General features: G+C 61.8%; 23 protein-coding genes, 3 tRNA genes and 2 pseudogenes. 13 read left to right on the top strand and 15 right to left on the bottom strand.

The features are described 5' to 3' along the window. The first annotated feature begins 296 nt into the window (after nt 1-296). The 5 genes and pseudogenes from aceA to LK440_RS09530 all read left to right on the top strand — a co-directional run bounded on the left by aceA (nt 297) and on the right by LK440_RS09530 (nt 4,661). Nucleotides 297-1,613: an isocitrate lyase gene (aceA, locus tag LK440_RS09550; RefSeq protein ID WP_005013321.1), complete on the top strand. Its 1,317-nt coding sequence runs from the start codon at nt 297-299 to the stop codon at nt 1,611-1,613. Nucleotides 1,614-1,801: 188 nt separating this feature from the next. Then, nucleotides 1,802-2,248 (top strand): MarR family winged helix-turn-helix transcriptional regulator, encoded by a 447-nt coding sequence (locus LK440_RS09545; RefSeq protein ID WP_005013323.1) that lies wholly within the window; start codon nt 1,802-1,804, stop codon nt 2,246-2,248. A gap of 140 nt (nt 2,249-2,388) precedes the next feature. Further along, nucleotides 2,389-2,814, top strand: a complete 426-nt coding sequence (locus LK440_RS09540) for an organic hydroperoxide resistance protein (protein WP_005013326.1) — start codon at nt 2,389-2,391, stop codon at nt 2,812-2,814. A 130-nt stretch (nt 2,815-2,944) separates the two neighbouring features. Further along, nucleotides 2,945-3,904 (top strand): ABC transporter ATP-binding protein, encoded by a 960-nt coding sequence (locus tag LK440_RS09535; RefSeq protein WP_050427710.1) that lies wholly within the window; start codon nt 2,945-2,947, stop codon nt 3,902-3,904. Then, a pseudogene (locus LK440_RS09530) lies at nt 3,901-4,661 on the top strand (ABC transporter permease). The gene LK440_RS09535 and the pseudogene LK440_RS09530 overlap by 4 nt, the downstream one beginning before the upstream one ends. On the opposite strand, the gene LK440_RS09525 reads toward LK440_RS09530, so the two are convergent. Continuing rightward, a complete protein-coding gene (locus LK440_RS09525; protein ID WP_005013329.1) occupies nt 4,633-5,748 on the bottom strand; it encodes an AI-2E family transporter in 1,116 nt (371 codons plus the stop codon). The pseudogene LK440_RS09530 and the gene LK440_RS09525 overlap by 29 nt on opposite strands. 100 nt (nt 5,749-5,848) lie before the next feature. After that, the gene (locus LK440_RS09520; protein WP_017685457.1) at nt 5,849-7,777 is read right to left on the bottom strand and encodes a putative bifunctional diguanylate cyclase/phosphodiesterase; all 1,929 of its coding nucleotides are present in this window, start codon (nt 7,775-7,777) and stop codon (nt 5,849-5,851) included. A 163-nt stretch (nt 7,778-7,940) separates the two neighbouring features. Between LK440_RS09520 and LK440_RS09515 the strand changes: the two genes are divergently transcribed. Beyond that, a complete protein-coding gene (locus LK440_RS09515) occupies nt 7,941-8,891 on the top strand; it encodes an IS481-like element IS481 family transposase (protein WP_005012808.1) in 951 nt (316 codons plus the stop codon). Here LK440_RS09515 and LK440_RS18100 read toward each other — a convergent pair. The 3 genes and pseudogenes from LK440_RS18100 to LK440_RS09505 all read right to left on the bottom strand — a co-directional run. Then, nucleotides 8,890-8,976, bottom strand: a pseudogene (locus LK440_RS18100) (MHYT domain-containing protein); the annotation flags it as partial. The gene LK440_RS09515 and the pseudogene LK440_RS18100 sit on opposite strands and share 2 nt — an antisense overlap. 142 nt (nt 8,977-9,118) lie before the next feature. After that, a complete protein-coding gene (locus LK440_RS09510; protein WP_005013330.1) occupies nt 9,119-9,922 on the bottom strand; it encodes an aspartate dehydrogenase in 804 nt (267 codons plus the stop codon). Between the two features lie 66 nt (nt 9,923-9,988). After that, complete coding sequence (locus LK440_RS09505; protein WP_005013332.1) at nt 9,989-10,885, bottom strand: LysR family transcriptional regulator; 897 nt, start codon at nt 10,883-10,885, stop codon at nt 9,989-9,991. Nucleotides 10,886-10,988: 103 nt separating this feature from the next. Between LK440_RS09505 and LK440_RS09500 the strand changes: the two genes are divergently transcribed. Next, complete coding sequence (locus LK440_RS09500) at nt 10,989-12,314, top strand: MFS transporter (RefSeq protein WP_025341402.1); 1,326 nt, start codon at nt 10,989-10,991, stop codon at nt 12,312-12,314. A 119-nt stretch (nt 12,315-12,433) separates the two neighbouring features. On the opposite strand, the gene LK440_RS09495 is transcribed toward LK440_RS09500, so the two are convergent. Beyond that, complete coding sequence (locus LK440_RS09495; protein ID WP_005013335.1) at nt 12,434-12,643, bottom strand: YdcH family protein; 210 nt, start codon at nt 12,641-12,643, stop codon at nt 12,434-12,436. 175 nt (nt 12,644-12,818) lie between these two features. Next, the gene (locus LK440_RS09490; protein ID WP_227944723.1) at nt 12,819-13,331 is read right to left on the bottom strand and encodes a hypothetical protein; all 513 of its coding nucleotides are present in this window, start codon (nt 13,329-13,331) and stop codon (nt 12,819-12,821) included. 245 nt (nt 13,332-13,576) lie between these two features. Here LK440_RS09490 and LK440_RS09485 point away from each other — a divergent pair, with 245 nt between their 5' ends. After that, the gene (locus LK440_RS09485) at nt 13,577-13,756 is read left to right on the top strand and encodes an oxidoreductase-like domain-containing protein (protein WP_005013340.1); all 180 of its coding nucleotides are present in this window, start codon (nt 13,577-13,579) and stop codon (nt 13,754-13,756) included. A gap of 7 nt (nt 13,757-13,763) precedes the next feature. On the opposite strand, the gene LK440_RS09480 is transcribed toward LK440_RS09485, so the two are convergent. Further along, nucleotides 13,764-14,177: a copper resistance protein NlpE gene (locus LK440_RS09480; RefSeq protein ID WP_005013342.1), complete on the bottom strand. Its 414-nt coding sequence runs from the start codon at nt 14,175-14,177 to the stop codon at nt 13,764-13,766. Nucleotides 14,178-14,524: 347 nt separating this feature from the next. Between LK440_RS09480 and LK440_RS09475 the strand changes: the two genes are divergently transcribed. Together LK440_RS09475 and LK440_RS09470 are read left to right on the top strand one after the other, a co-directional pair. Continuing rightward, a complete protein-coding gene (locus LK440_RS09475; protein WP_005013344.1) occupies nt 14,525-14,848 on the top strand; it encodes a hypothetical protein in 324 nt (107 codons plus the stop codon). A 101-nt stretch (nt 14,849-14,949) separates the two neighbouring features. After that, on the top strand, nt 14,950-15,168 hold the full coding sequence (locus tag LK440_RS09470) for a DUF3820 family protein (RefSeq protein ID WP_005013345.1): 219 nt from the start codon (nt 14,950-14,952) through the stop codon (nt 15,166-15,168). Here LK440_RS09470 and LK440_RS09465 read toward each other — a convergent pair. Next, the gene (locus LK440_RS09465; RefSeq protein ID WP_005013346.1) at nt 15,165-16,046 is read right to left on the bottom strand and encodes a LysR family transcriptional regulator; all 882 of its coding nucleotides are present in this window, start codon (nt 16,044-16,046) and stop codon (nt 15,165-15,167) included. The two genes, LK440_RS09470 and LK440_RS09465, sit on opposite strands and share 4 nt — an antisense overlap. Between LK440_RS09465 and LK440_RS09460 the strand changes: the two genes are divergently transcribed. The 3 genes from LK440_RS09460 (at nt 16,045) to LK440_RS09450 (ending at nt 17,877) form a co-directional block, all read left to right on the top strand. Continuing rightward, nucleotides 16,045-16,893 (top strand): sulfite exporter TauE/SafE family protein, encoded by an 849-nt coding sequence (locus LK440_RS09460; RefSeq protein WP_005019248.1) that lies wholly within the window; start codon nt 16,045-16,047, stop codon nt 16,891-16,893. The genes LK440_RS09465 and LK440_RS09460 overlap by 2 nt on opposite strands. Before the next feature lie 64 nt (nt 16,894-16,957). Then, nucleotides 16,958-17,542: an NUDIX domain-containing protein gene (locus LK440_RS09455; protein ID WP_017685893.1), complete on the top strand. Its 585-nt coding sequence runs from the start codon at nt 16,958-16,960 to the stop codon at nt 17,540-17,542. Between the two features lie 23 nt (nt 17,543-17,565). Next, nucleotides 17,566-17,877, top strand: coding sequence for a 2Fe-2S iron-sulfur cluster-binding protein (locus LK440_RS09450; protein WP_076879521.1), 312 nt, complete (start codon nt 17,566-17,568; stop codon nt 17,875-17,877). Between the two features lie 7 nt (nt 17,878-17,884). Here LK440_RS09450 and LK440_RS09445 read toward each other — a convergent pair whose 3' ends face one another. The 6 genes from LK440_RS09445 to LK440_RS09420 form a co-directional block, all read right to left on the bottom strand. After that, a complete protein-coding gene (locus tag LK440_RS09445; RefSeq protein WP_005013350.1) occupies nt 17,885-18,733 on the bottom strand; it encodes a DMT family transporter in 849 nt (282 codons plus the stop codon). Continuing rightward, nucleotides 18,730-19,698: a biotin synthase BioB gene (gene bioB / locus LK440_RS09440; RefSeq protein WP_005013351.1), complete on the bottom strand. Its 969-nt coding sequence runs from the start codon at nt 19,696-19,698 to the stop codon at nt 18,730-18,732. Before bioB ends, LK440_RS09445 begins: the two co-directional genes overlap by 4 nt. Nucleotides 19,699-20,031: 333 nt before the next feature. Next, nucleotides 20,032-20,108, bottom strand: a tRNA-Asp gene (locus LK440_RS09435). Nucleotides 20,109-20,146: 38 nt separating this feature from the next. Continuing rightward, nucleotides 20,147-20,222: transfer RNA gene (locus tag LK440_RS09430), tRNA-Glu, on the bottom strand. A 26-nt stretch (nt 20,223-20,248) separates the two neighbouring features. Next, nucleotides 20,249-20,324 (bottom strand) — tRNA-Ala (locus LK440_RS09425). A 109-nt stretch (nt 20,325-20,433) separates the two neighbouring features. Further along, on the bottom strand, nt 20,434-21,105 hold the full coding sequence (locus tag LK440_RS09420) for a phosphatase PAP2 family protein (RefSeq protein WP_005013352.1): 672 nt from the start codon (nt 21,103-21,105) through the stop codon (nt 20,434-20,436). Nucleotides 21,106-21,241: the final 136 nt, after the last annotated feature.

Here is a 21,241-nt window from a genome sequence, read left to right as displayed (position 1 = left end):
TGCCTGCATTGTAGGCCCTGGATGCCGTGTAAATTTTATATGGTGAAAACCGTTTCACGGCATGTGAAAGGACATGCTGCGCAGCAGCGAATCCGGATTTCATGGCGCTCAATGGCATTTCATATTGCAAAATTATAATTGCAAGTTGATAATTTTTAATAATAAAAAAGTTCGATTAATCACGGCGCCGATGCTGCGCTGCTGCGCAGCATATCCGTAGACTGTGTTGCATGGATTCGCGGCAAACAGACAGACCCTGAATCCCCTGTTTCGCAAACCACTACCGGAGAGACACCATGAGCCAACGCGACACTGATATCCGCAAACTGGAACAAGATTGGGCCGAGAATCCGCGCTGGAAGGGCATCGCGCGCGCCTACAAGGCCGAAGAAGTCATCCGCCTGCGCGGCTCGACGCAGGTCGAGCACACACTGGCGCGGCGTGGTGCCACCCGTCTGTGGCAGTCGCTGCATAGTGAGCCATTCGTCAATTCGCTGGGCGCCTTGACCGGCAACCAGGCCATGCAGCAGGTCAAGGCCGGGCTCAAGGCTATCTATCTTTCCGGCTGGCAGGTGGCGGGCGACGCTAACCTGGCTGGCGAAATGTACCCCGATCAGTCGCTCTACCCGGCGAATTCTGTGCTCCAGGTAGTGCGCCGGATCAACAACTCCCTGGCACGTTGCGATCAGATCCAATGGATGGAAGGTAAAAATCCGGGTGACGAAGGGTATGTGGATTACTTCGCACCTATCGTCGCCGATGCCGAAGCCGGTTTCGGCGGCGTGCTCAATGCGTTTGAGTTGATGAAGGGCATGATCGAAGCCGGCGCAGCCGGCGTGCACTTCGAAGACCAACTCGCCTCGGTCAAGAAATGCGGCCACATGGGCGGAAAGGTGCTGGTGCCGACCCGCGAGGCCGTGGCCAAGCTCGTTGCCGCCCGCCTGGCTGCCGACGTGATGGGTACGCCCACTTTGCTGTTGGCCCGCACGGATGCCGACGCTGCCGATCTGGTCACCAGCGATGTCGACGAAAACGATCGTCCGTTCATCACGGGCGAACGCACGGTGGAAGGCTTTTTCCGCACCCGTGCCGGCATTGATCAGGCCATTTCGCGTGGCCTGGCCTATGCGGCTTACGCCGATTTGATCTGGTGCGAAACGTCCACGCCCAATCTTGAATATGCCCGCAAGTTTGCCGAGGCCATTCACCGCAAATATCCGGGCAAGCTGCTGGCGTACAACTGCTCGCCGTCGTTTAACTGGAAGAAAAATATCGACGATGCCACGATCGCCAAATTCCAGCGTGAGCTGGGTGCCATGGGCTACAAGTTCCAGTTCATTACGTTGGCCGGCTTCCATTCGCTGAACTACGGGATGTTCGAGCTGGCGCATGGCTATGCACGCCGCCAGATGAGCGCCTTTGTCGAGCTGCAGCAAAAGGAGTTTGCCGCCGCAGAACTGGGCTTTACTGCGGTAAAGCATCAGCGCGAAGTGGGTACGGGGTACTTCGACGCCGTGACGCAGACCATCGAAGGCGGCCGTTCCTCGACCACCGCGCTGACCGGTTCGACGGAGGAGGCGCAGTTCGAGCATGGCGAGGCACAAGCCGCCTGAAGGCGGTGACCAGCATTAAGCAGTACCTGTTGTAGGGTGGAGTGTTTAGGGGACCGAGGGGTCCCCTCTTTTTTTGTCGGACAGCGGCCGCCAGCTCGTGGAGGGCGTGGCACCACGGAAGGAGAAACTGTCGAGGCATATAAATATAGTTTGCTATTAAATAGCGCACGATTTAATATCAGGTCTTCATGACAACCCCGGCCCGCGCGTTGGCGCCCTCCTTATTGCTGGATGACCAGCTCTGTTTCGCCCTGCATTCGACCGCGTTGGCGATGAACAAAATCTATCGCAAGCTGCTGGGCGAGCTGGGGCTGACCTATTCCCAGTATTTGGTGATGATGGTGTTGTGGGAACAGGACGGCCTTACGCTGTCGGATATTGGCAAGCGATTGTTTCTGGATTCCGCCACGTTGACGCCGCTGCTCAAGCGCCTGGAAGCCGCTGGCTTGCTGCGGCGCGATCGCGGCGTCGCAGACGAGCGGCAGATCATCGTCAGCTTGACCGCGCCGGGCCAGGCATTGAAGGCCAAGGCCGCCGCCGTGCCGACCGGCATTGCCGAGGCTCTTCACTGTTCGGCAGAGCAAGCGCAGGCCTTGAAGACCCGGCTGGAGTGCCTACGAGCCCAACTGACCTAGGATGGGCCCTCCGGATGCAGCGCCACGAGGACGTTGCATCGCGAGGGAGACACGCACTCTGTCGTGCTCGGCTACGTAGTCGCCACGGCGGCCATCCATCAACCCGCGCTGCGGCGCGCTCTTGTTGCAAGGAAAGCATCATGTCTCTCGAAAAAATTCTCTACCGTGCCCATGCCCAGGTCACCGGCGGCCGCGATGGCCGGGCGGTATCCTCCGATAAACATCTGGATGTCCAACTGAGCACACCGAAGGAGTTGGGCGGCGCGGGCGGCCAGGGCAGCAATCCTGAGCAGTTGTTCGCAGCCGGTTACGCGGCCTGCTTTATCGGTGCGATGAAGTTCGTCGCTGCTCGAGAACGCATGTCACTTCCCGCCGAACTGTCAGTGCAAGGGGCCGTGAGCATCGGTCCTTTGCCTCATGGCTTTGGCATCGAGGTCGAACTGACGATTTCCCTGCCCGGCATGGATCGTGATGCCGCCCGACAGTTGATCGACAACGCACACATCGTGTGCCCGTATTCCAACGCCACTCGCGGCAACATCGACGTGACGCTGACATTGGCCTGAGGGGCTGGCCACCGGTGCCAGCCTGTACCTGGCCGATGCTCCAATTGGCCGATGAAATCGACTTCAGTCTTTGGGGGCGTGCATCCGGGGCGGTGCCGGCCGGTGGGTTATCGTTGTGCGTGGCTCGTCAATGGCCAGGATAACAAGCGAGGTTGCCGTGTCTGGCGATAGTGTGATTGCAGTACAGAACCTCTCGAAGGTTTATGCCTCGGGGCATCAGGCCCTGAAAAATATCAATCTCGAGATCCGGCGGGGCGAAATTTTTGCACTGCTCGGCCCAAATGGCGCGGGTAAAACCACCCTCATCAGCATTATCTGCGGCATCGTCAATGCCAGCAGCGGCCGCGTTCTGGCCGACGGACACGACAATGTCCGTGATTATCGTGCGGCACGGCAGGCCATCGGCCTGGTGCCGCAGGAGTTGACCACCGACGCCTTCGAGACGGTATGGAACACGGTGAGCTTCAGCCGTGGGCTCTTTGGCAAGCCCGCCAATGCGGCACTGGTCGAGCGCATCCTGCGCGATCTGTCGTTATGGGATAAGAAAGACAGCCGCATCATGGCGCTGTCCGGGGGCATGAAGCGCCGGGTGATGATCGCCAAGGCGTTGTCGCACGAGCCGCGCATTCTGTTTCTCGACGAGCCGACCGCCGGCGTGGACGTGGAGTTACGGCGTGGCATGTGGGATATGGTGCGGCGTCTGCGCGAGCAAGGGGTGACCATCATCCTGACCACGCATTACATCGAGGAGGCCCAGGAGATGGCCGACCGGGTGGGCGTGATCCGCAAAGGCGAGATCATCCTCGTGGAACAGACGCATGCGCTCATGCGCAAGCTGGGGAAGAAACAACTGGTGTTCGCGTTGACCGCGCCGCTGGTTGCCGTGCCCCCCACGCTGGCCCGCTATGACCTGAGCCTGAGCGAGGGCGGCCGTGTGCTGACCTACACCTACGACACTCAGGGTGAAATTAATCCCGTGCAGCCTTTGCTGCGGGAACTCGATGCGCTGAGTATCGGATTCAACGATCTGCAGTCCTCCGAAAGCACGCTGGAGGAAATCTTTGTCAGTCTGGTGAGTGCACAATCATGAATTGGTACGCAGTTCGAGCCATCTATCTGTTCGAAATGGCGCGCGCCTGGCGCACGCTCATGCAAAGCGTTGCCTCGCCGGTCATATCGACGTCTCTGTACTTTGTGGTTTTCGGTTCGGCGATCGGCTCGCATATGGTCGAGATAGGCGGCGTGAGTTATGGCGCGTTCATCGTGCCTGGCATGATCATGCTGTCGCTGTTGACGCAGAGTGTCGCCAACGCGTCGTTTGGCATCTATATGCCGCGTTTTTCAGGAACGATTTACGAAATCCTCTCTGCGCCTATTTCGTATGTCGAGATCGTGATGGGATATGTCGGCGCGGCCGCCAGCAAGTCTGTTCTGCTGGGGTTGATCATGCTGGCCACGGCGCGGCTATTCGTGGCGTACGAGGTCGAGCATCCGGTCTGGATGGTCGTGTTTCTCGTGTTCACGGCCGTGACCTTCAGCTTGTTCGTTTCATCATCGGGGTGTGGGCGGATGGCTTTGAGAAACTGCAGATCATCCCGTTGATGATCATCACGCCGCTGACCTTCTTGGGCGGCACGTTCTATTCGATCAAAATGCTGCCGCCCTTCTGGCAGACCGTGACGCTCTTTAATCCCGTCGTTTATCTCGTCAGTGGTTTTCGCTGGAGTTTCTTCGGATCGGCGGACGTCAGCCTGGAACTGAGCATAGGCATGACGCTGCTCTTTCTCGCGGTTTGTGTGCTGACGGTACGCTGGATCTTCAAGACGGGCTATCGTCTGAAGACGTGAGTTCGGCACCGACGATAGGCTCTCGCACCCACTGCATGAAAAGCACATAACCCAGCGCGAATCCCACCGGGCCCAGAAACAGCCCGACGATACCGGCGGCGACCACGCCGCCGAGCGCGCCGATCAGAATGATGGGCAGCGGGATGCTGATGCCGCGAGCCAGCATGAAGGGCTTGAGAACGTTGTCCAGCAAGCCGACCAGCACGCTCCAGATGGCAAATCCGACGGCCATGGGCGTGCTGCTGTACATGAACACGTAAATAGCGGCAGGCAGCAATACGACGAGAATCGGCAACTGCACGATGCAGACGGCCAAGGCCACGATGGCCCAGATACCGGCGCCGGGCACGCCCGCGACGAGCATCCCCAAGCCACCCAGGGCGGATTGGATCAGCGCCACACCGATCACGCCCTGCGCCACGGCACGTATCGTGGATGCCGTCAGCAGAATCAACTCATGGCCACGCTGCGGCCCGGCGATGCGGCCGGCGATTTCATCGGCCAGCCGTTTGCTTGGCGTGCTGTAAATCAGGACCAGGCCCGCGATCGCCACGGCCGCCAGAAAAATCAGAAACTCCATGCCAGCGGTCGTCACGCTGTTGAGCAGCCACTTTGCCGTCGCGGTCAGCGCTGGTTGCAGGGGCTTGAGCGCGGACTCGACATTGTCGGTGGCTTGCGACCAAGCGTCGTGCACGCGGTGACCGATGAGGGGAAGGTTGGAGACAAAGTCGGGCGGCTCCGGGATGCGCAGCGTGGGCTGACCTTCCTCGTGATGGAAAAGCCGGGGCAAACTCTCGGCCAGCGAGCCGGCCAACAGCGCCCCAGGCACAATGAAGGCCAGCAAGGTGACGATGACCAGCAGCACGGCCGCCGTTTTTTTGCGCCCACGCAGCCAATGAGTGACGCGATGGTGGATGGGCGCCAGGGTGACGGCCAGGATGATGGACCACAGCAGCAGCCCGATGAACGGTTCGGCGACCCGGTAGCACCAATAGACCAGGCCGCCGATGAGGCTGATCCGGATGAAGAGGTCAAGCAGGCTACGCGAGAGCACTTGTTGAAAATCGACATTCGGACGAAGGCGCATGACTCAGTCTCTGAGGGCCGGGAGCAAGAAGTGGCGTTGGACCCGGAGCCAGCGCACTGTTTGTAGCGGATGGCGGCTTGCCTGGCAAGCCGCTGCGAGTTCAATCCTGGCTGCGAGCGAAATCCGCTTTCAGGAAATCCTGAGGCGGCAGTGGTTTGCCAAGCAGAAAGCCTTGCAGCGAGTCGCAACCCAGCTCGGTGAGAAATTGCTGCTGGGCCTGGGTCTCCACGCCTTCGGCGACGATCCGCAGATTCAGCCGCTGCCCCAGCGCGATGATGGCCGAGACGATGGCGGCATCTTCCTGGTCGTGCTCGAGCTGACTGATAAAACCCCGGTCGATCTTCAACTCGCTGGCCGGCAGCCGCTTCAGGTAGAGCAGGCTGGAATAGCCGGTGCCGAAATCGTCGATCGAAATCGAAATTCCCAGGTCCGCCAGCTCGCGCAGCACAGCCAGGCTGGCCTCGGCATCGTGCATGGCGGTGGTCTCGGTGATTTCGATGGCCAGGCAGCTCGCCGGCAGAAGGTGGCGTGCAAGCGTGTCGCGGATGGTTTCGACCAGGCCGGCCTGAGAGAATTGCATCGCCGACAAGTTGACGGCCACCGTCCAGTTGCTGTGACCCAGATCGCGCCAGATGCGCATCTGGCGGCAGGCTTCATCCAGCACCCATTCGCCAATGGAGAAAATCAGCCCGGTACGTTCAGCGATGGGAATGAATTCACCTGGCGAAATCAAGCCGCGCTTGGGATGGTTCCAGCGCAACAAGGCCTCGGCGCCGACGACCGGCCCCGACGGAGCGACGAACTTGGGTTGGTAATACAGCACCAGTTCGCCACGTGCTTGTGCTTGTCGCAGGTCCTGCAGCAGCTGAAGTTGTTCGCGGGCGTTTTCGTTCATCGCCGGCTCGAAATAGCTGTATCGCGGATCACGGCCCAGCCGTTTGGCGTGATACATGGCCGCATCGGCGTGCGTGAGCAGAGTGCGGCCGTCTTCGCCATCGTCCGGATAGATAGAGATGCCGACGCTGGCCGTTACCGAGAGCGTATTGCCATCGACCTCCGCTTCGCGCGAGAGTGTCTCGATCAGCTTTTCGGCCAGGTTCGCGGCATCGGTAGGGGCGATCATATCGGCGACGACGATGAACTCATCCCCCCCGAGCCGCGCCACCAGATCGCCGGGACGCAGGGCTTCATTTTCGATGCGGCGCGCCAATTGACGCAACAGGCTGTCGCCGCTTTGATGGCCATAGGCGTCGTTGACCGCTTTGAATCCATCCAGATCAATAAAAAGTACAGCCAGGTGTCCTCGGGCGGCCTTCGCGCGGGCGATGGCCTGGATCAGGCGCTCGTCGAGCAAGGCACGGTTGGGCAGTTGAGTCAGGGCGTCATGCAAGGCCAGATGCAGCAGCTCCTCGTTCGCCAGGGCCAGCGAGCTGGCCAGCGCCGAGGTGCGCGCTTCAAGACGCGTGTCGAGCACGGCCACCACGAGGGCGATCCCCAGGACGCTGAGCGTGACGGCCGTGACGCTGGCGGCCAGCCAGCCGGCGCTGATGCCGTGCAGCACGGCCATGCAGATGCTGTTCTCTGAAAACCGCGCTGCCGCCATGCCGGTGTAGTGCATGCCGACGATGGCCAAGCCCATGACGACGGCTGCGAAGACGCGATAGGCTGGCGCTCCCGGTCGGGTCAGGCGCAGGTTGTGTGTGATCCAGAGGGCGGCGCCCGAAGCCACGATGGCCACGACGACAGAGAGGAAGAACAGCCCCGGCGAATATTCGATGGCCGGATACATGCGCATGGCCTCCATGCCCACGTAGTGCATGGCTGCGATACCGCATCCCATGAGCAAGGCGGCGCCCACCAGGCGCAGGCGTGGCAGCGAACTGCGCGTGACGACCCACAGTGCAAAAGCGGAGCTGCAGATGGCAATGACTAGCGACAGCCCGGTGAGGGCGAGGTCATAGCCCAGGGAGATGGGCAGGCTGAAGGCCAACATCCCGACGAAGTGCATCGACCATATGCCCAGGCCCATGGCGCAGGCGCCGCCTATCAACCAGAAACGCGCGGCAATACCTTGGGTCGAGCTGACTCGACTAGCTGTGAAGATTCAATAGGTTGTATGCATGGTTCATCCGAACCGGATTTGAGAAACTGGAAATCGCCAACCCCCCAGTTCACTCAAGGAGCCCGGCCGGATGAACACCCATAAGCATGCCCGATTGACCTTCCTACGTCGACTCGAAATGGTCCAGCAATTGATCGCCCATCAAGTTTGTGTGCCTGAAGCGGCCCGCGCCTATGGGGTCACCGCGCCGACTGTGCGCAAATGGCTGGGCCGCTTCCTGGCTCAGGGCCAGGCGGGCTTGGCCGATGCGTCCTCGCGCCCGACGGTCTCGCCCCGAGCGATTGCGCCGGCCAAGGCGCTGGCTATCGTGGAGCTGCGCCGCAAGCGGCTGACCCAAGCGCGCATCGCCCAGGCGCTGGGCGTGTCAGCCAGCACCGTCAGCCGCGTCCTGGCCCGCGCCGGTCTGTCGCACCTGGCCGACCTGGAGCCGGCCGAGCCGGTGGTGCGCTACGAGCATCAGGCCCCCGGCGATCTGCTGCACATCGACATCAAGAAGCTGGGACGTATCCAGCGCCCTGGCCACCGGGTCACGGGCAACCGACGCGATACCGTTGAGGGGGCCGGCTGGGACTTCGTCTTCGTGGCCATCGATGACCACGCCCGCGTGGCCTTCACCGACATCCACCCCGACGAGCGCTTCCCCAGCGCCGTCCAGTTCCTCAAGGACGCAGTGGCCTACTACCAGCGCCTGGGCGTGACCATCCAGCGCTTGCTCACCGACAATGGCTCGGCCTTTCGCAGCCGCGCCTTCGCCGCGCTGTGCCATGAGCTGGGCATCAAGCACCGCTTTACCCGACCTTACCGCCCACAGACCAATGGCAAGGCCGAACGCTTCATCCAGTCGGCCTTGCGTGAGTGGGCTTACGCTCACACCTACCAGAACTCCCAACACCGAGCCGATGCCATGAAATCCTGGCTACACCACTACAACTGGCATCGACCCCACCAAGGCATCGGGCGCGCTGTACCCATCTCCAGACTCAACCTGGACGAATACAACCTATTGACAGTTCACAACTAGCCATGCCTAGCGCTGTGTAGGAGGCCAGAATGGCGACCCCAAGCGATATCAGCACCAGAGTGGGGTCGTAATTTCCGACAAGCATTAAAAGCCTCCGCGAGGCAGGTCAGGCAGGTGCGACATATTGAAAAAAAGAGACGTCCGGAATGCAGGAATCCGGTGTCGGATCCGCGAGCGCGAAAGCGTATCCGATTTTTGCAGTTACTGGATTGTCGACAATATGAAAGTCATGTGCCGACGCGCAAAGGCGCCGTCAGTTTGCGTAGCGCAGCCACCACGCTTTGCGCGGTTATCTTTCCGGTTTTTGGATTTTCCGACGGGATATTCTGGATCTCCATCGAGAAGCTGGCCGAATCGGAGTCGACTTCCACGCGATGTACATTGCGGGTGACGGTCGGGTCGGCCCAGATTTCGAGTGTGCTGCGGTCTGCGCCGATGCCGGCCAGTGACACACTCACGGCGACATTGAGGTTGGCAGGAAAGCCGATGGCCGCCTCGCGCGGCGAACCGCGGAAGACAAGCGTAGGTTCGGTGATTTCGCTCAGGTCGATGCCATGGGTCTGCAGATAGGGGGCGCCGGCCAGACCCAGCGGCGGCTTACGGGTGATCATGGTGACGGAGTGGATCTGGCCCTCGGCGGCGGCAGTCAGAGCATCCAGCCCGAGAATGGCGCCGGAGGGGATGATGATCTGGCCGCCGTGCTGCCGGGCCAGATCGATCATATCCTCATTGCGCAACAACGCCCCGGAGCTCAGCACCAGCAATTTCTTGCCCGCGCGCAGGACGGGTTCGGCCAATTCGCGGAAAACGGCTGCCGGAGCTGCCTCGACCACCACATCGCAGCGCTCGGCGAGGCCGGGCAGATCGGTGAAGGCGGGTTTGTCCGATTGCCATCGCCGGTTTTCATAGCGAGCCGGATTACGCACCGCGATGGCAGCAAGCCGCAGGCCGGGCAGTCCCTGGTCCAGGGCTTGGGCGACGGCTTGGCCGATGGCGCCGAACCCGGCGACTCCAACGTGAAGGACTGACATGGCTGATCTCAATAGGACGAATGGGCAAGCGGGGCAAGGATACTAGATAGCCGGGCCACGTGGGCTTTAGCCTGGCGTTGGGGCGAGTTCGCGAAGCAACGCGATGGCATTGCGCGCGGCCGTCGAGCGTTCATGCCGACGGTAGGCCATATCCAGCAGGGCGCGCGGTGCGTCGCCGCGAATGGGGCGGTATTCGATGCCTTCGGCACCCATATGCCGCATGGCCGCCGGCACGATGGCGATACCCACACCGGCTGCCACCAGGCTGATGATAGAGGCCATCTGGGGCGCCTCCTGGATCACGCGAGGTGTGAAGCCCGCGCGCAGACAGGCCGAAAGAATGGCGTCGTACAGGCCAGCGCCGATGGGCCGTGGATAGAGCACGAATGCTTCTTCGGCCAAGTCCGTCATGGGTACGCTGCGCTTGCGGTCCAAGGGATGTCCTGGCGGCAACGCCACCAGCATGGGTTCGTCCAGCACCCGTTCTGTGGCGCACTCCGGCTCCAGTGCATAGGGCGGGCGTACGAATGCCACGTCCACCTCCTCCAGACGCAACGCCTGAAGCAGTGCGGCCGATGTGCTCTCCGACAGGGATATATGCACGCCCGGATAGCGGTCGCGGTAGGCGCGGATCGCTCGTGGCAGGTAGGGGTGGAATACCGCGGAAGCGGTAAACCCGACGCTGACCGCTCCTCGCTCTCCGCGCCCCAGCCGCCGGGCAGTGTCGATGGCACGGTCGGCCGCGGCCAGGATGCTGCGGGCGTCTACGAGCAATTGTGCGCCGGCTTCAGTCAGTTCCACGCCGCGCGGCAGACGCAGCAGCAATGGCGTGCCAATCTCGCGCTCGAGCTGCTGAGTTTGCAGGCTCAAAGGGGGTTGCCCGATGCCTAGCCGCTGGGCCGCCCGGGTGAAGTGCAGGGCCTCCGCCACGGCGACGAAATATCGCAGATGTCTCAATTCCATTTTTTAAATATGATGATAGTCAGTTTCATATATTGGACAAATGCAGGGTGGAAGTCTACTGTGAAGACAAGACCAATAAGGTCGCTGTTTAGAGATTGTCACCATGTCAGCCCCTCACTTACCCGATTCATCGACGCCCGTGCCTGCCGCGGACGAGGGGCAGGGATATCTGTGCCGGGGTACCCCGGCTCTGCATCGGGCCCAGCTGGCCTTGTTTGCCGCCGGCTTTGCTACCTTTTCCCTGCTGTATTGTGTTCAGCCCTTGATGCCGCTGTTCACCCATAATTTTCAGATCTCGCCGGTGCAAAGCAGCCTGTCACTGTCCTTGTCGACGGGCATGCTGGCGTTGGCCATTTTCGCCGTGGGGCTGTGGTCGCAGGCGTTGCCGCGCAAAGGCCTGATGGCGGCCTCGCTGATCGCGTCGGCGATATTGGGCCTGATGGCGGTCTCGCTGATCGCGTCGGCGATATTGGGCACGCTGGCGGCGTTCGCACCGGACTGGAACAGTCTCTTGGTACTACGCGCCTTACAGGGCGTCGCCATGGGCGGCGTGCCGGCGGTAGCCATGGCTTATCTGGCCGAGGAAGTCGAGCCTGGGACGCTGGGTTTCGCCATGGGGCTATACATCAGCGGCAGCGCCTTTGGCGGTTTGACAGGCCGGGTCATCACGGGGTTGGTTTCGGACTTCTTTGGCTGGCGTGCAGCCCTGGGTACGCTTGGGCTTCTGGCGCTGCTCGCAGCGGTGTTGTTCACCTGGCTGTTGCCCGCTTCGCGGCGCTTTGTCGCCACCCGCGGCAACGGCTGGCGTGAGGCGCGCAGGGGTCTGGCTGCCCATTTGCGCAACGGTCCCCTGGTCAGCCTGTTTTTGCTGGGCGGTCTGTTGATGGGGTCTTTCGTGACTGTTTACAACTACGTGGGCTTCCGGCTGCTGCAACCACCGTTTTCCCTCAGCCAGGCTTTCATCGGCAGTATTTTTGTGGTCTATCTGGTGGGTATCTTTGCGTCGACCTTCTTTGGCCGCCTGGCGGACAGGCACGGCCGGGGTATCATGTTGGTGATGGGGACGGTGCTCACACTCAGCGGCCTTTTGCTGACGCTTTCGAACAATCTGGCCGTGTTGGTGATTGGCATCGTCGTTTTCACGTTCGGGTTTTTTGCCTCTCACGCCGTGGCCAGTGGCTGGGTGGGACAGATGGCCCGGGGCTATAAGGCCCAGGCTGCCTCGCTGTATCTGCTGGTGTATTACCTGGGGTCGAGCGTACTCGGGTCCGTCGGCGGCAAGAGCTGGGCCTTGGCCGGCTGGGCGGGGGTAGCAGAACTCACGGGGGCATTTCTACTGGTGGCGTTGGGCTTGAGCGCGACCCTGGCGCTGCGCTCGGCGCGCCAGACGCATCGTGCCCTGGATGCGGGCCGGGAACCACAGCTCTGAGTGGTGCGCCGTCAGTGCAGGGGCGGGCCCGGCCGCGGGAAGGGGCGCGGCCCCTTCCGGGTCGTGGATGACGCCACGCCGCCTGACGGGATGAGCCCGATACGGGCGCAGCCGCGCCCTCAGGCGTCTTTAAGTAAGACGTAGAGCTGATCTTTGATGTGCAGCTTTTCTTTTTTTAGTTTTTCGATTTCCAAGGGTGTGGCCGTTTCTCTGCCCGCTTCCATGTTCTGGATCTGCTGATCAAGCTGGTTGTGCTTGTCGAACAGCTTGGCAAAGTGCGGGTTCTCGGTTTTGAGACGGGAAATCTGATCGCGAAACTCAGGGAACATGAGGGGACCTCCGTGGTGAAGACGCCACGCTCATGCCGGCTCGCGACCCGCAAGAGCGCGTTAAGAAAGACGACCGGTGTCCTTGATATGGATCCAGTATAGCGGCCGGGGTGGGGGCGTCAAACGTTCGGGCGCAGTTTTTCCCGGCGAGTTTTGGCCGCAGACGGCCAGGCATTCAGAGCCGCGGCAAGGCCGGGCAACTCAAGGTCCAGAGGTGGTCGGAGCAATTGGTTTGCCAGCCGCTGGCGGCGGCCAGAACTTCCAGATCTTCACGCGTGATGGGTTCGGGTTGCCCAGGCCAGGGCGCAGGGGCCGAGAGGGTGCCAGGCGTAGCTGTCCATACATGGGCCGAAGGCCCTTGAACATCGAGTGTCTGGCCTTCGGGAAGCGTATCGAGCAGGCACAGCAACCAGGCCAGGACGATATAGCGCGAAGAAAACAGACTCAATTCAGGCACGACACTGAAGGCCGGCAAGGCGACTCGCTTGCCGGTGACCAGCAGTCGCGCCGACACGATGCGGCTGCAATCTTCGAACAATACCCCAGCGTCACCGCACCGCTCGCGATCGATGAGCCAGTCATCAAGGCCGCGCAACTGGGTCACGCCCTCGTCAAGCAGACTTTGCACTTCGTCGGCAAGTCGCTCACGGCGCGCGCCATGTTCGCCCTCGCCGGGTTGATGCAGCATTGCCAACGCCAGTCCCGCATTGGAAATAGGGCCGATGACATCGTGGCGTAGCACAGGAAAAACATGTGCCAACACTTTGAAACGTACACCTTGAGCCTGAAGACTCTGCCTGGAATCAGTCATCGCCTGAAAACGCCCTCATAGAGTGTCCCACGGCGGACCTGGCGGTCCGGCGATCCGTTATGTCAAAGCATACCTTTTGCAGGACAATGCATTAATAGTGTCGTATTAACCAGGATTTGCAGATGTCACAGGCCACCGAACTCGATGACCCGCGCCCGCAGCCGCCCGAGGCGCCGGGCTCCAATGAATGCTGCCAGAGCGGCTGCATTCCCTGTGTCTATGACTTCTATGACGAGGCCATGTCCGATTACCGGGAGGCGCTTAAGGCCTGGCTGCAGCGCCACCCGGAAAACGGCGGCTGATCTGCCCTCAGTGGGCCGTACGACGCAGGATGTAATGGTGGGCCAAGGGGCCGGTAATGACCTTGCCTTCCGTGTCGAGCATGGACAATTGGTTTTCGCCAAGCTGCCAACGGCTGTCATCGCCTTCGAGTGCGATCGCGCCGTCGCCCGGCAGCCAATGGAAACGACCGCTTACCAGTTCGGGCTTGGATTGCCGGTCCTGATAGAGGCGGCTGAGCGTATAGCGGCCATCCGTGTTCAAGGTCAGCTTCATTTCGATGCCGGGGCAGTCCGCGCATGGCAATACACCTGCATAGCTGCCTTGCCAGTCCACGGCCGTGCGCGACGTGTGAGCATCCGGGGAGGTCAGCGGTTTTTCTGCGGGGGCGGTGCAGGCAGCCAGCAGGACCGACACGGCCAGGGGGCTGAGGTACTTGAACATGACACTTCTCTCCAACAACGATTGAAATGAAAAGGTAGCGGTTAAATGCCGGCGAGTTTGTCGGCATGCGGTAACACGATGTGTCAGTACGCTGCCCCTGTCTGCCGGGGCAGACAGGGGCAGCTCTGCCGCCATGGCAGACGGATTCCTAGGCAATCACGGCAGGCAAAGGGGCGGCCCGGCGCGGCGCCCATCGCCATCGTCTGCTGGGACGGCGCATGCTTGTTGGCGCGCTTGCGCCTTCGGTGCCCGGTTATCGCTCTGTTGCGATTGTTGCCACTTGCAAGCGTGGGGAGGGCTACCATACAGAGCGCGCCGACTCGCGGCGCATTAATTACGGAGTTCTCATGACGCCTACCCGTACATGGCTTGCACTACTGGCCACGCTGTGCCTGGCCGGCGCTGCTCACGCGCAATCTGGCACGCAGGAAATGCAGTTTCCGGGCACTCAACCCAAGAGCTCGCCCAACTGGTCGCCACCCGCTACGCTGACAATGACGGTGGAGCCCGCCGGCACGCCGGCCCCCGCGCCTATTCACGATACGCCGGAAAGCGTGGCCGAGTATCAGCGGTGCCGCACCGTCTCGGATCGTGCTGCAGTCAGCAATGAGCAGCGCACCGCGGGTGTGGCCGCTTGCCTGAAGGCTTTGCAAGAACGCCGCCAGCATTGAGGTGGGCCGTGGGCCGCGGCCGGACCGCTGTCCACGTGTCGGGTCAACGACGCCAGCCCTGTATGGCGCGACCGTAGCGGTTTTCTCGAGGTTGTCAGGGCATGGATCCCGAATTGCTCAATGAGTTGGTCCGCCGTGAAATGCCGTTTGGCAAATACCAGGGGCGCCTCATCGCTGACCTTCCGGGCCATTATTTGACATGGTTCGCGCGCAACGGCTTTCCGAAAGGCGAGATTGGCCGCTTGCTGGCGGTGATGCATGAGTTGGACCACAACGGCCTGCGGCCGCTGCTCGACCCATTGCGCGCGAAAAAGCCCTAGGCGCGCAACGCCTGCACCAGTGCCTGGACATAGGCGGGCGCGCTGTCGAGCGCCCGCACGCAAACGAGCAGCCGGCGATCGGCCCACTCGTCAGTCAGCGACAGCCGACGAAGGCCGGCACCCAGCCTCAGACGCCGGCTGGCCGACTCAGGGATGATGGCCACGCCCACGCCGCGCTGCACCATTCGGGCCAGGGCGGAAAAAGATCTCATGCGAACCCGGGCTCGCATCTGCCGGCCGGCGCGGGCAGCCTGATCGTCCAGATGCACCGACAGCGCGCTGCCAGCCTCCAGGGCGACAAAGTCGTAATCCAGCGTGTCGGCATAGCGCAGTGCACGGCGGCTTGCCAAGGGATGATCGGCAGGCGTGATCAGCTCCAGTCTGTCGCGGCGAAAGGCCAGCGCATCCAGTCCGCTGAGATCCACCGCATCGGAGACGATGCCCACATCGGCCGTGCCCTGGAGCAACGCCGGAACGATCCGGTAGCTGGCTTGCTCGCTGACGTCGACGTCGACATTGGGATGCGCTTTCAGAAACTTCCCCAGTGGATCAGGCAAGAATTCGGAGAGAGTCGCCGTATTGCACAGCAGCCGGACGCGGCCTTTGAATCCCAGCGCGTATTCGCCCAGATCCTCCTGCAGATGCGCCACTTGCTGCAGCAGTACGCGGGCATGGTGCGCCAGAGCCTGGCCGGCAGGGGTGGCCGAGACGCCACGACGCTGACGTTCAAACAGGGCGGTGCCCAATGAGGCCTCCATGCCTCGCAGCCGGGCGCTCGCGGAGGGCAGGGCAAGGTGGCTGGCCTTTGCGCCCGCCGTGATGCTGCCTGCTTCGCAGATATTGAGAAACAAGTGCAGGTCGGTCAGGTCGAAGTGCATGGCAGGCTCTGTCAACGGCGTAGGCTTGGTCAGTGTATTACGCATTTTCAAAGCCTGCCCGCCGGCGCATGATGCTTCAATCATGCATATCTTCACTGACTTCTACGTTCAAATGGGCGGCTCTGTCGCCGTGGCGGTCCTGGCGGTTTTTCTGCTGGCGGGCTTCGTCAAAGGGTGCATCGGGCTGGGCATGCCCACAGTCGCCGTCGGGCTGCTCAGCATGACTATGCCTGCGACGCAGGCAGCCGCCTTGCTTGTGGTGCCTGCCGTCATCACCAATGTCTGGCAAATGGCCTCGGGTGGGCACTTTCGGGTGCTGTTGCGGCAGTTGGCGCCGTTGTTGATCACCATCTGTCTGGGCACGGCGCTGGGCGTGTGGTTGTTTCGTAACGTCAGCGAGACCGGCGCGTCCAGTCTGCTGGGCGCTGCGCTGCTGTGCTATGCCGCCGTCGGGCTGTCCCCGCTGGCGTTGCGCGTGCCGCCGCGGCACGAAGGGTGGTTGGGCGCGTTGTGCGGCGCGGTCACGGGGCTGATCACGGCTGTCACCGGCGTGTTTGTATTGCCTGCGGTACCGTATCTTCAGGCCCTGGGGATGGGTCGCAACCTGCTGGTGCAGGCCATGGGGATTTCTTTCGTGGTCTCCACGCTGGCCATGGCAGGCGGGCTGGTCTATGCCGGGGCGTTAGGCCCTGCCGAGCTGGGGGGCTCGGCCGTGGCATTGGTGCCAGCGATGCTGGGCATGTGGGGAGGGCAGAAACTGCGCGAGCGCATAAGCGAAAAGGCTTTCAAGCGCGGTTTTTTCGTTGCGCTGGCTTTGCTCGGTGTGAACCTTTTGCTCAAGTCCTGAGGCGCGGGTCAATGGTAAATTGACGCAGGGCGCTCCGGTTCGGCGCGCCGCCCTTGTGAACACCATGTCCATCGATCCTCAAGAGCAACACCTGGCCGAAACCCGGCAAAGCAGCGAGCTGGTCTATGACGGCAGCTTCCTCAAAGTGCGCCGCGATATGGTGCGTCTGCCGAACGATCACGTCGTCTCGCGCGAATACGTTGTCCATCCCGGTGCGGTGGTGGTCATTCCTTTGCTCGATGATGGGCGCGTGTTGCTGGAGCGGCAGTTCCGATATCCGGTCGAGCGCGTCATGACGGAGTTTCCTGCTGGCAAGCTGGATCCGGGCGAGGATCCTTTGGCTTGCGCCAAGCGCGAACTCCTGGAGGAGACCGGTTATACCGCCTCCCAATGGGCACGCGCAGGCGCGCTGCATCTGGCCATCGCGTATTCGACGGAGATCATCCATATCTACTTCGCACGCGGCCTGGTCGCCGGCGAGCGTCGCCTGGACCAGGACGAGTTTCTGGATGTGCATAGCGAGACGTTGCCGGCGCTGCTTGCCGCGTGTCAGCGCGCAGACGTGACAGATGCCAAGACCTTAACCTGCATGCTCTGGCTGCAGAATGTGATCTCGGGAGACTGGAAGCTCGATTGGCAGGACGCGTGAGCACGACGTACGACGTTCTTCTGATGCCATCGGGTTGGCGCTTCCGCGTGGATGCGAACACGCCTGTGCTGCGGGCCGCTAAAGCGGCCGGGATACGCTTGCCCAGCTCTTGCCGCAACGGCAGTTGCCGGGCCTGTATGTGCAAAATGGAATCCGGCCAGGTGACTTACCGCATCGAGTGGCCTGGGGTGGCCAGTGATGAGCAAGCCGACGGTTGGATCTTGCCCTGCGTGGCTTATGCCGAGTCCAATCTGGTGTTGCAGGTGCCCGACGCAGAGCCCTTGCCGCCCGCACCCGACGTCGCGCGCCAGCAACTGACGGGGGCGCGGCGTTGACTGCCGCTCAGGGCAGCATCACGGCAATGGCGCCGAGCGCCAATACCAGGCCGGTGATATTGGTTGCAGAGAGCTTTTCAGAGAAAAGCCACGCGCCAGCCGCCGTTCCTAATGCAATCACGCCCATATTCATGGATGCGAATACCAGGGCAGGTTGGTCCGGCAAACTTTGATGGGCGCGGATGTAGGTGTAGATATTGCCGAAATTCACCATCCCCAGCAGCAACCCTGCAGCCAGGTCGCGGCCACGCCAGGCGGCGCGGCGCCACAGCAGCCACAGCAGCATGAGAATGCCGGCCAGAGCAAAAGCGCCCAGCAACGTGGCGGAAAAAGCGGCCCCTGCGCGCGCGACGATCTTGAAAAGAATGTCGATCACGCCATAGCCAACCCAGACCACTAGGGGCCAGATCCAGGTAGCGCCGCCATCGTCGTCTCGTTGCGCCGGCTTGCGCAGCAGGCAGAACAGCGCCGCGCACGCCAATGCGATCGCGCCGGCCTTGCGCGCGGTGACGGGCTCGCCGAACAACACGAAAGCCGCGCCCAGGGCAATGAACAATGACAGGCGTTGGGCGGCGTCTGTCTTGACGATCCCGGCGTGGCGCACGGACTGGGCCAGCGCCACGAAGATACTGGGCAGCAACAGGCCCAGCGCGGCCAGTACCGGCAGCATGGGCAGGTGGAGAAGCTGGTTCAAGTCCGGGCGCAGCAGCGTCAGGCACAGAACGCAGGCTACGGCGTAATTGGTCAGGATGGCCTGGCGCACGTCCACGCCGTGGCGGCGCGCCAGTTTGAGCAGGACAGCCAGCGTCACGCTGCACACGACGCTGGCGGGCAGATAAAGCAGACCAGGATTCACGCTTCGGCCCTCATGTCCAGTTTGTCCATCAGTGCGCGGTCGGCCTGTACTTGCGGATTGCCGGTGGTCAGGAGCGCATCGCCGTAGAACATCGAGTTGGCCCCGGCCATGAAACACAGCGCCTGTTCTGCTTCATTCATGGACTGGCGCCCGGCTGACAGACGGACTTTGGCGCGCGGCATCGTGATGCGCGCGACGGCGATGGTGCGGATGAACTCGAAAACGTCGAGCGGCTCGCTGTCGGCCAACGGGGTTCCCGCGATGGGCACCAGGTGGTTGATGGGCACGGACTCTGGATAGGGATCCATGCTGGCCAGTTGTGCAATGAGGCTGGCTCGGTCTCGGCGGGTTTCACCCATACCTATGATGCCGCCGCAGCAAACATGGATGCCCGCGTCACGGACCTGTTCCAACGTATCCAGGCGATCCTGATAACCGCGCGTGGTGATGACGCTGCCATAGTATTCGGGCGAGGTATCGAGATTATGGTTGTAGTAATCGAGTCCGGCATGCTTGAGGCGTTCGGCCTGGCCCTGCCTGAGCATGCCCAGGGTGACACAGGTCTGCAGGCCCAGCGCCTTGACCTCACGCACCATCTCCGCGACCGCCTCGAGTTGATGGTCTTTTGGGCTACGCCAGGCCGCTCCCATGCAAAAACGTTGTGCGCCCGCTGCCTTGGCTGCTCGCGCCGCATTCAGTACCCCATCCAGAGGCATCAGTTTTTCGGCTTCCAGCCCGGTGTCATGACGTGCGGATTGGGAGCAATAGCCGCAGTCCTCAGGGCAGCCGCCGGTCTTGATCGACAGCAGGCTGGAGAGTTGGATTTCCCGGGGATCGAAGTTTTCGCGGTGCACCGTTTGCGCCCGGTAGAGCAGGTCGGGGAAGGGCTGGTCGTACAAAGCCAGTACGTCGGAGACGCGCCAAGGCCCGGGGGCAGGGCGGATGGCCAGGTTGATGGTTTGCATGCGGGACTCCACTAATTCCGAACCGCGGATCGTAGAAAGCCCGGCGACGTCTGGCAATGGAGGCAAAAAAAGGCTTTTTCGCCGCAAATAGCCGGCACTAGCGCGGTGTTGGCGGGTGAATGTGTGTCGGGCGCAGACAAGTTGCCGTCATCTTGCAGCCAGCCGTCGACGCAAAAATATTGTATCTAAAAGTAAATTATCTGCTGCCATTCAGGCAGGCTTGCCGTGCGGCGGCTCAGGTGCGTGCGGGGGTCGAGCCGCCTTTTTTATTTTTGGCCAGCGCAGAAAGCGAAAAAGCCGCAAGGTCGAAGACCCTGCGGCTTTTGGAATTTTTGGCGGAGCGGACGGGGCTCGAACCCGCGCCCCCCGGCGTGACAGGCCGGTATTCTAACCAACTGAACTACCGCTCCGCAGCGGTTGACACCTTTCGGTATCGTGCCAGAAAGACTGGCGTCCCCTAGGGGATTCGAACCCCTGTACTCACCGTGAAAGGGTGATGTCCTAGGCCTCTAGACGAAGGGGACTTGGACTAACCGTACTACTGAAAACTTGGTGGAGGTAAGCGGGATCGAACCGCTGACCTCTTGCATGCCATGCAAGCGCTCTCCCAGCTGAGCTATACCCCCAAGCCCACAATACTTGGCAGACCCGAAGGTTGTTGCCTCTGTGTTGCGCCGTTCAGTGAACGGGGCCGAATTATGCACCATTTTTTTGAAACGTGCATCGCAGGGGTAATCAGGCCTTGCGCCAGCGCCACGGTGCGCGCAAGGGCCATTGTCGATCTTTGCTCAGGATGACGGGGGCCAACAGGACGGCGCAACTCAGCGCCACCGCTGCGCCCGCGACAACGTCCGTGAAAAAGTGGTCGCGATTGATGACGCGGCTGACGCCCACCATTGTGGCCAGCGTCAGTGCAAGCCAGCGCCAACGCGGTGAGACGATGGCAATGACACCGGCCACGGCGAACGCGGCCTGGGTGTGGCTGGACGGAAAAGAGTCGAAAGGTTTGCCGGCGAAGAGCCCGCCCAGGCCGTAAATGCCATGATCGAAGAGCTCCTCGGGTCGGGCGCGCGCAACCACACGCTTGAGCAGCCAGGTGACTCCGCCGCCGACGGCCATCGTCGCGAGCAGCAGAACAGACGCGCGAGCGATGTTCTCGAACCCCGCCTTGAAGTAGCAGTGCCAGCCCCGGGCCATGCCGTTGAGCGACCAGATGTACAAACCCAGTGCCAGCACGACATAGATACCCGCGTCGCCCAGATTGCCGATGGTGTCGAAGGCGATGTTGACGTCTTCGGGGACATTGCCGTTGAGCCAGATCGCCAGGGGGCGATCCACCCAGATGGCGCCCGCCGCCAACAGGGCCAGCAGTGCCAGCAACGCCGTTTTGCCAGAGAGGGGGCGCATGGGGGGGGAGAGCGGAACACCTGTCGTCATTGCTGTCGGGAAAACCTTGGGGAAAAGGGGGGCAGGCTCACTTTCGAAGCCGCGGCGGTGGACATAGTAATGGGCCGGGCTTACGCAAGAAAGACGATTTACGGTC

The organism is Bordetella holmesii (assembly GCF_020735985.1).
Lineage (GTDB): Bacteria > Pseudomonadota > Gammaproteobacteria > Burkholderiales > Burkholderiaceae_B > Bordetella > Bordetella holmesii.
The sequence above is the reverse complement of the archived record's forward strand: the minus strand, read 5'-3'. Positions and strand labels throughout refer to the sequence as shown.

Excerpts from the sequence above, each read along its gene's own strand:
- aceA (WP_005013321.1), top strand. The coding sequence starts at position 297 with ATGAGCCAACGCGACACTGATATCCGCAAACTGGAACAAGATTGGGCC.
- LK440_RS09545 (WP_005013323.1), top strand. The coding sequence starts at position 1,802 with ATGACAACCCCGGCCCGCGCGTTGGCGCCCTCCTTATTGCTGGATGAC.
- LK440_RS09540 (WP_005013326.1), top strand. The coding sequence starts at position 2,389 with ATGTCTCTCGAAAAAATTCTCTACCGTGCCCATGCCCAGGTCACCGGC.
- LK440_RS09535 (WP_050427710.1), top strand. The coding sequence starts at position 2,945 with ATGGCCAGGATAACAAGCGAGGTTGCCGTGTCTGGCGATAGTGTGATT.
- LK440_RS09525 (WP_005013329.1), bottom strand. The coding sequence starts at position 5,748 with ATGCGCCTTCGTCCGAATGTCGATTTTCAACAAGTGCTCTCGCGTAGC.
- LK440_RS09520 (WP_017685457.1), bottom strand. The coding sequence starts at position 7,777 with ATGGGCCTGGGCATATGGTCGATGCACTTCGTCGGGATGTTGGCCTTC.
- LK440_RS09515 (WP_005012808.1), top strand. The coding sequence starts at position 7,941 with ATGAACACCCATAAGCATGCCCGATTGACCTTCCTACGTCGACTCGAA.
- LK440_RS09510 (WP_005013330.1), bottom strand. The coding sequence starts at position 9,922 with ATGTCAGTCCTTCACGTTGGAGTCGCCGGGTTCGGCGCCATCGGCCAA.
- LK440_RS09505 (WP_005013332.1), bottom strand. The coding sequence starts at position 10,885 with ATGGAATTGAGACATCTGCGATATTTCGTCGCCGTGGCGGAGGCCCTG.
- LK440_RS09500 (WP_025341402.1), top strand. The coding sequence starts at position 10,989 with ATGTCAGCCCCTCACTTACCCGATTCATCGACGCCCGTGCCTGCCGCG.
- LK440_RS09495 (WP_005013335.1), bottom strand. The coding sequence starts at position 12,643 with ATGTTCCCTGAGTTTCGCGATCAGATTTCCCGTCTCAAAACCGAGAAC.
- LK440_RS09490 (WP_227944723.1), bottom strand. The coding sequence starts at position 13,331 with ATGCTGCATCAACCCGGCGAGGGCGAACATGGCGCGCGCCGTGAGCGA.
- LK440_RS09485 (WP_005013340.1), top strand. The coding sequence starts at position 13,577 with ATGTCACAGGCCACCGAACTCGATGACCCGCGCCCGCAGCCGCCCGAG.
- LK440_RS09480 (WP_005013342.1), bottom strand. The coding sequence starts at position 14,177 with ATGTTCAAGTACCTCAGCCCCCTGGCCGTGTCGGTCCTGCTGGCTGCC.
- LK440_RS09475 (WP_005013344.1), top strand. The coding sequence starts at position 14,525 with ATGACGCCTACCCGTACATGGCTTGCACTACTGGCCACGCTGTGCCTG.
- LK440_RS09470 (WP_005013345.1), top strand. The coding sequence starts at position 14,950 with ATGGATCCCGAATTGCTCAATGAGTTGGTCCGCCGTGAAATGCCGTTT.
- LK440_RS09460 (WP_005019248.1), top strand. The coding sequence starts at position 16,045 with ATGGCAGGCTCTGTCAACGGCGTAGGCTTGGTCAGTGTATTACGCATT.
- LK440_RS09465 (WP_005013346.1), bottom strand. The coding sequence starts at position 16,046 with ATGCACTTCGACCTGACCGACCTGCACTTGTTTCTCAATATCTGCGAA.
- LK440_RS09455 (WP_017685893.1), top strand. The coding sequence starts at position 16,958 with ATGTCCATCGATCCTCAAGAGCAACACCTGGCCGAAACCCGGCAAAGC.
- LK440_RS09450 (WP_076879521.1), top strand. The coding sequence starts at position 17,566 with ATGCCATCGGGTTGGCGCTTCCGCGTGGATGCGAACACGCCTGTGCTG.
- bioB (WP_005013351.1), bottom strand. The coding sequence starts at position 19,698 with ATGCAAACCATCAACCTGGCCATCCGCCCTGCCCCCGGGCCTTGGCGC.
- LK440_RS09420 (WP_005013352.1), bottom strand. The coding sequence starts at position 21,105 with ATGCGCCCCCTCTCTGGCAAAACGGCGTTGCTGGCACTGCTGGCCCTG.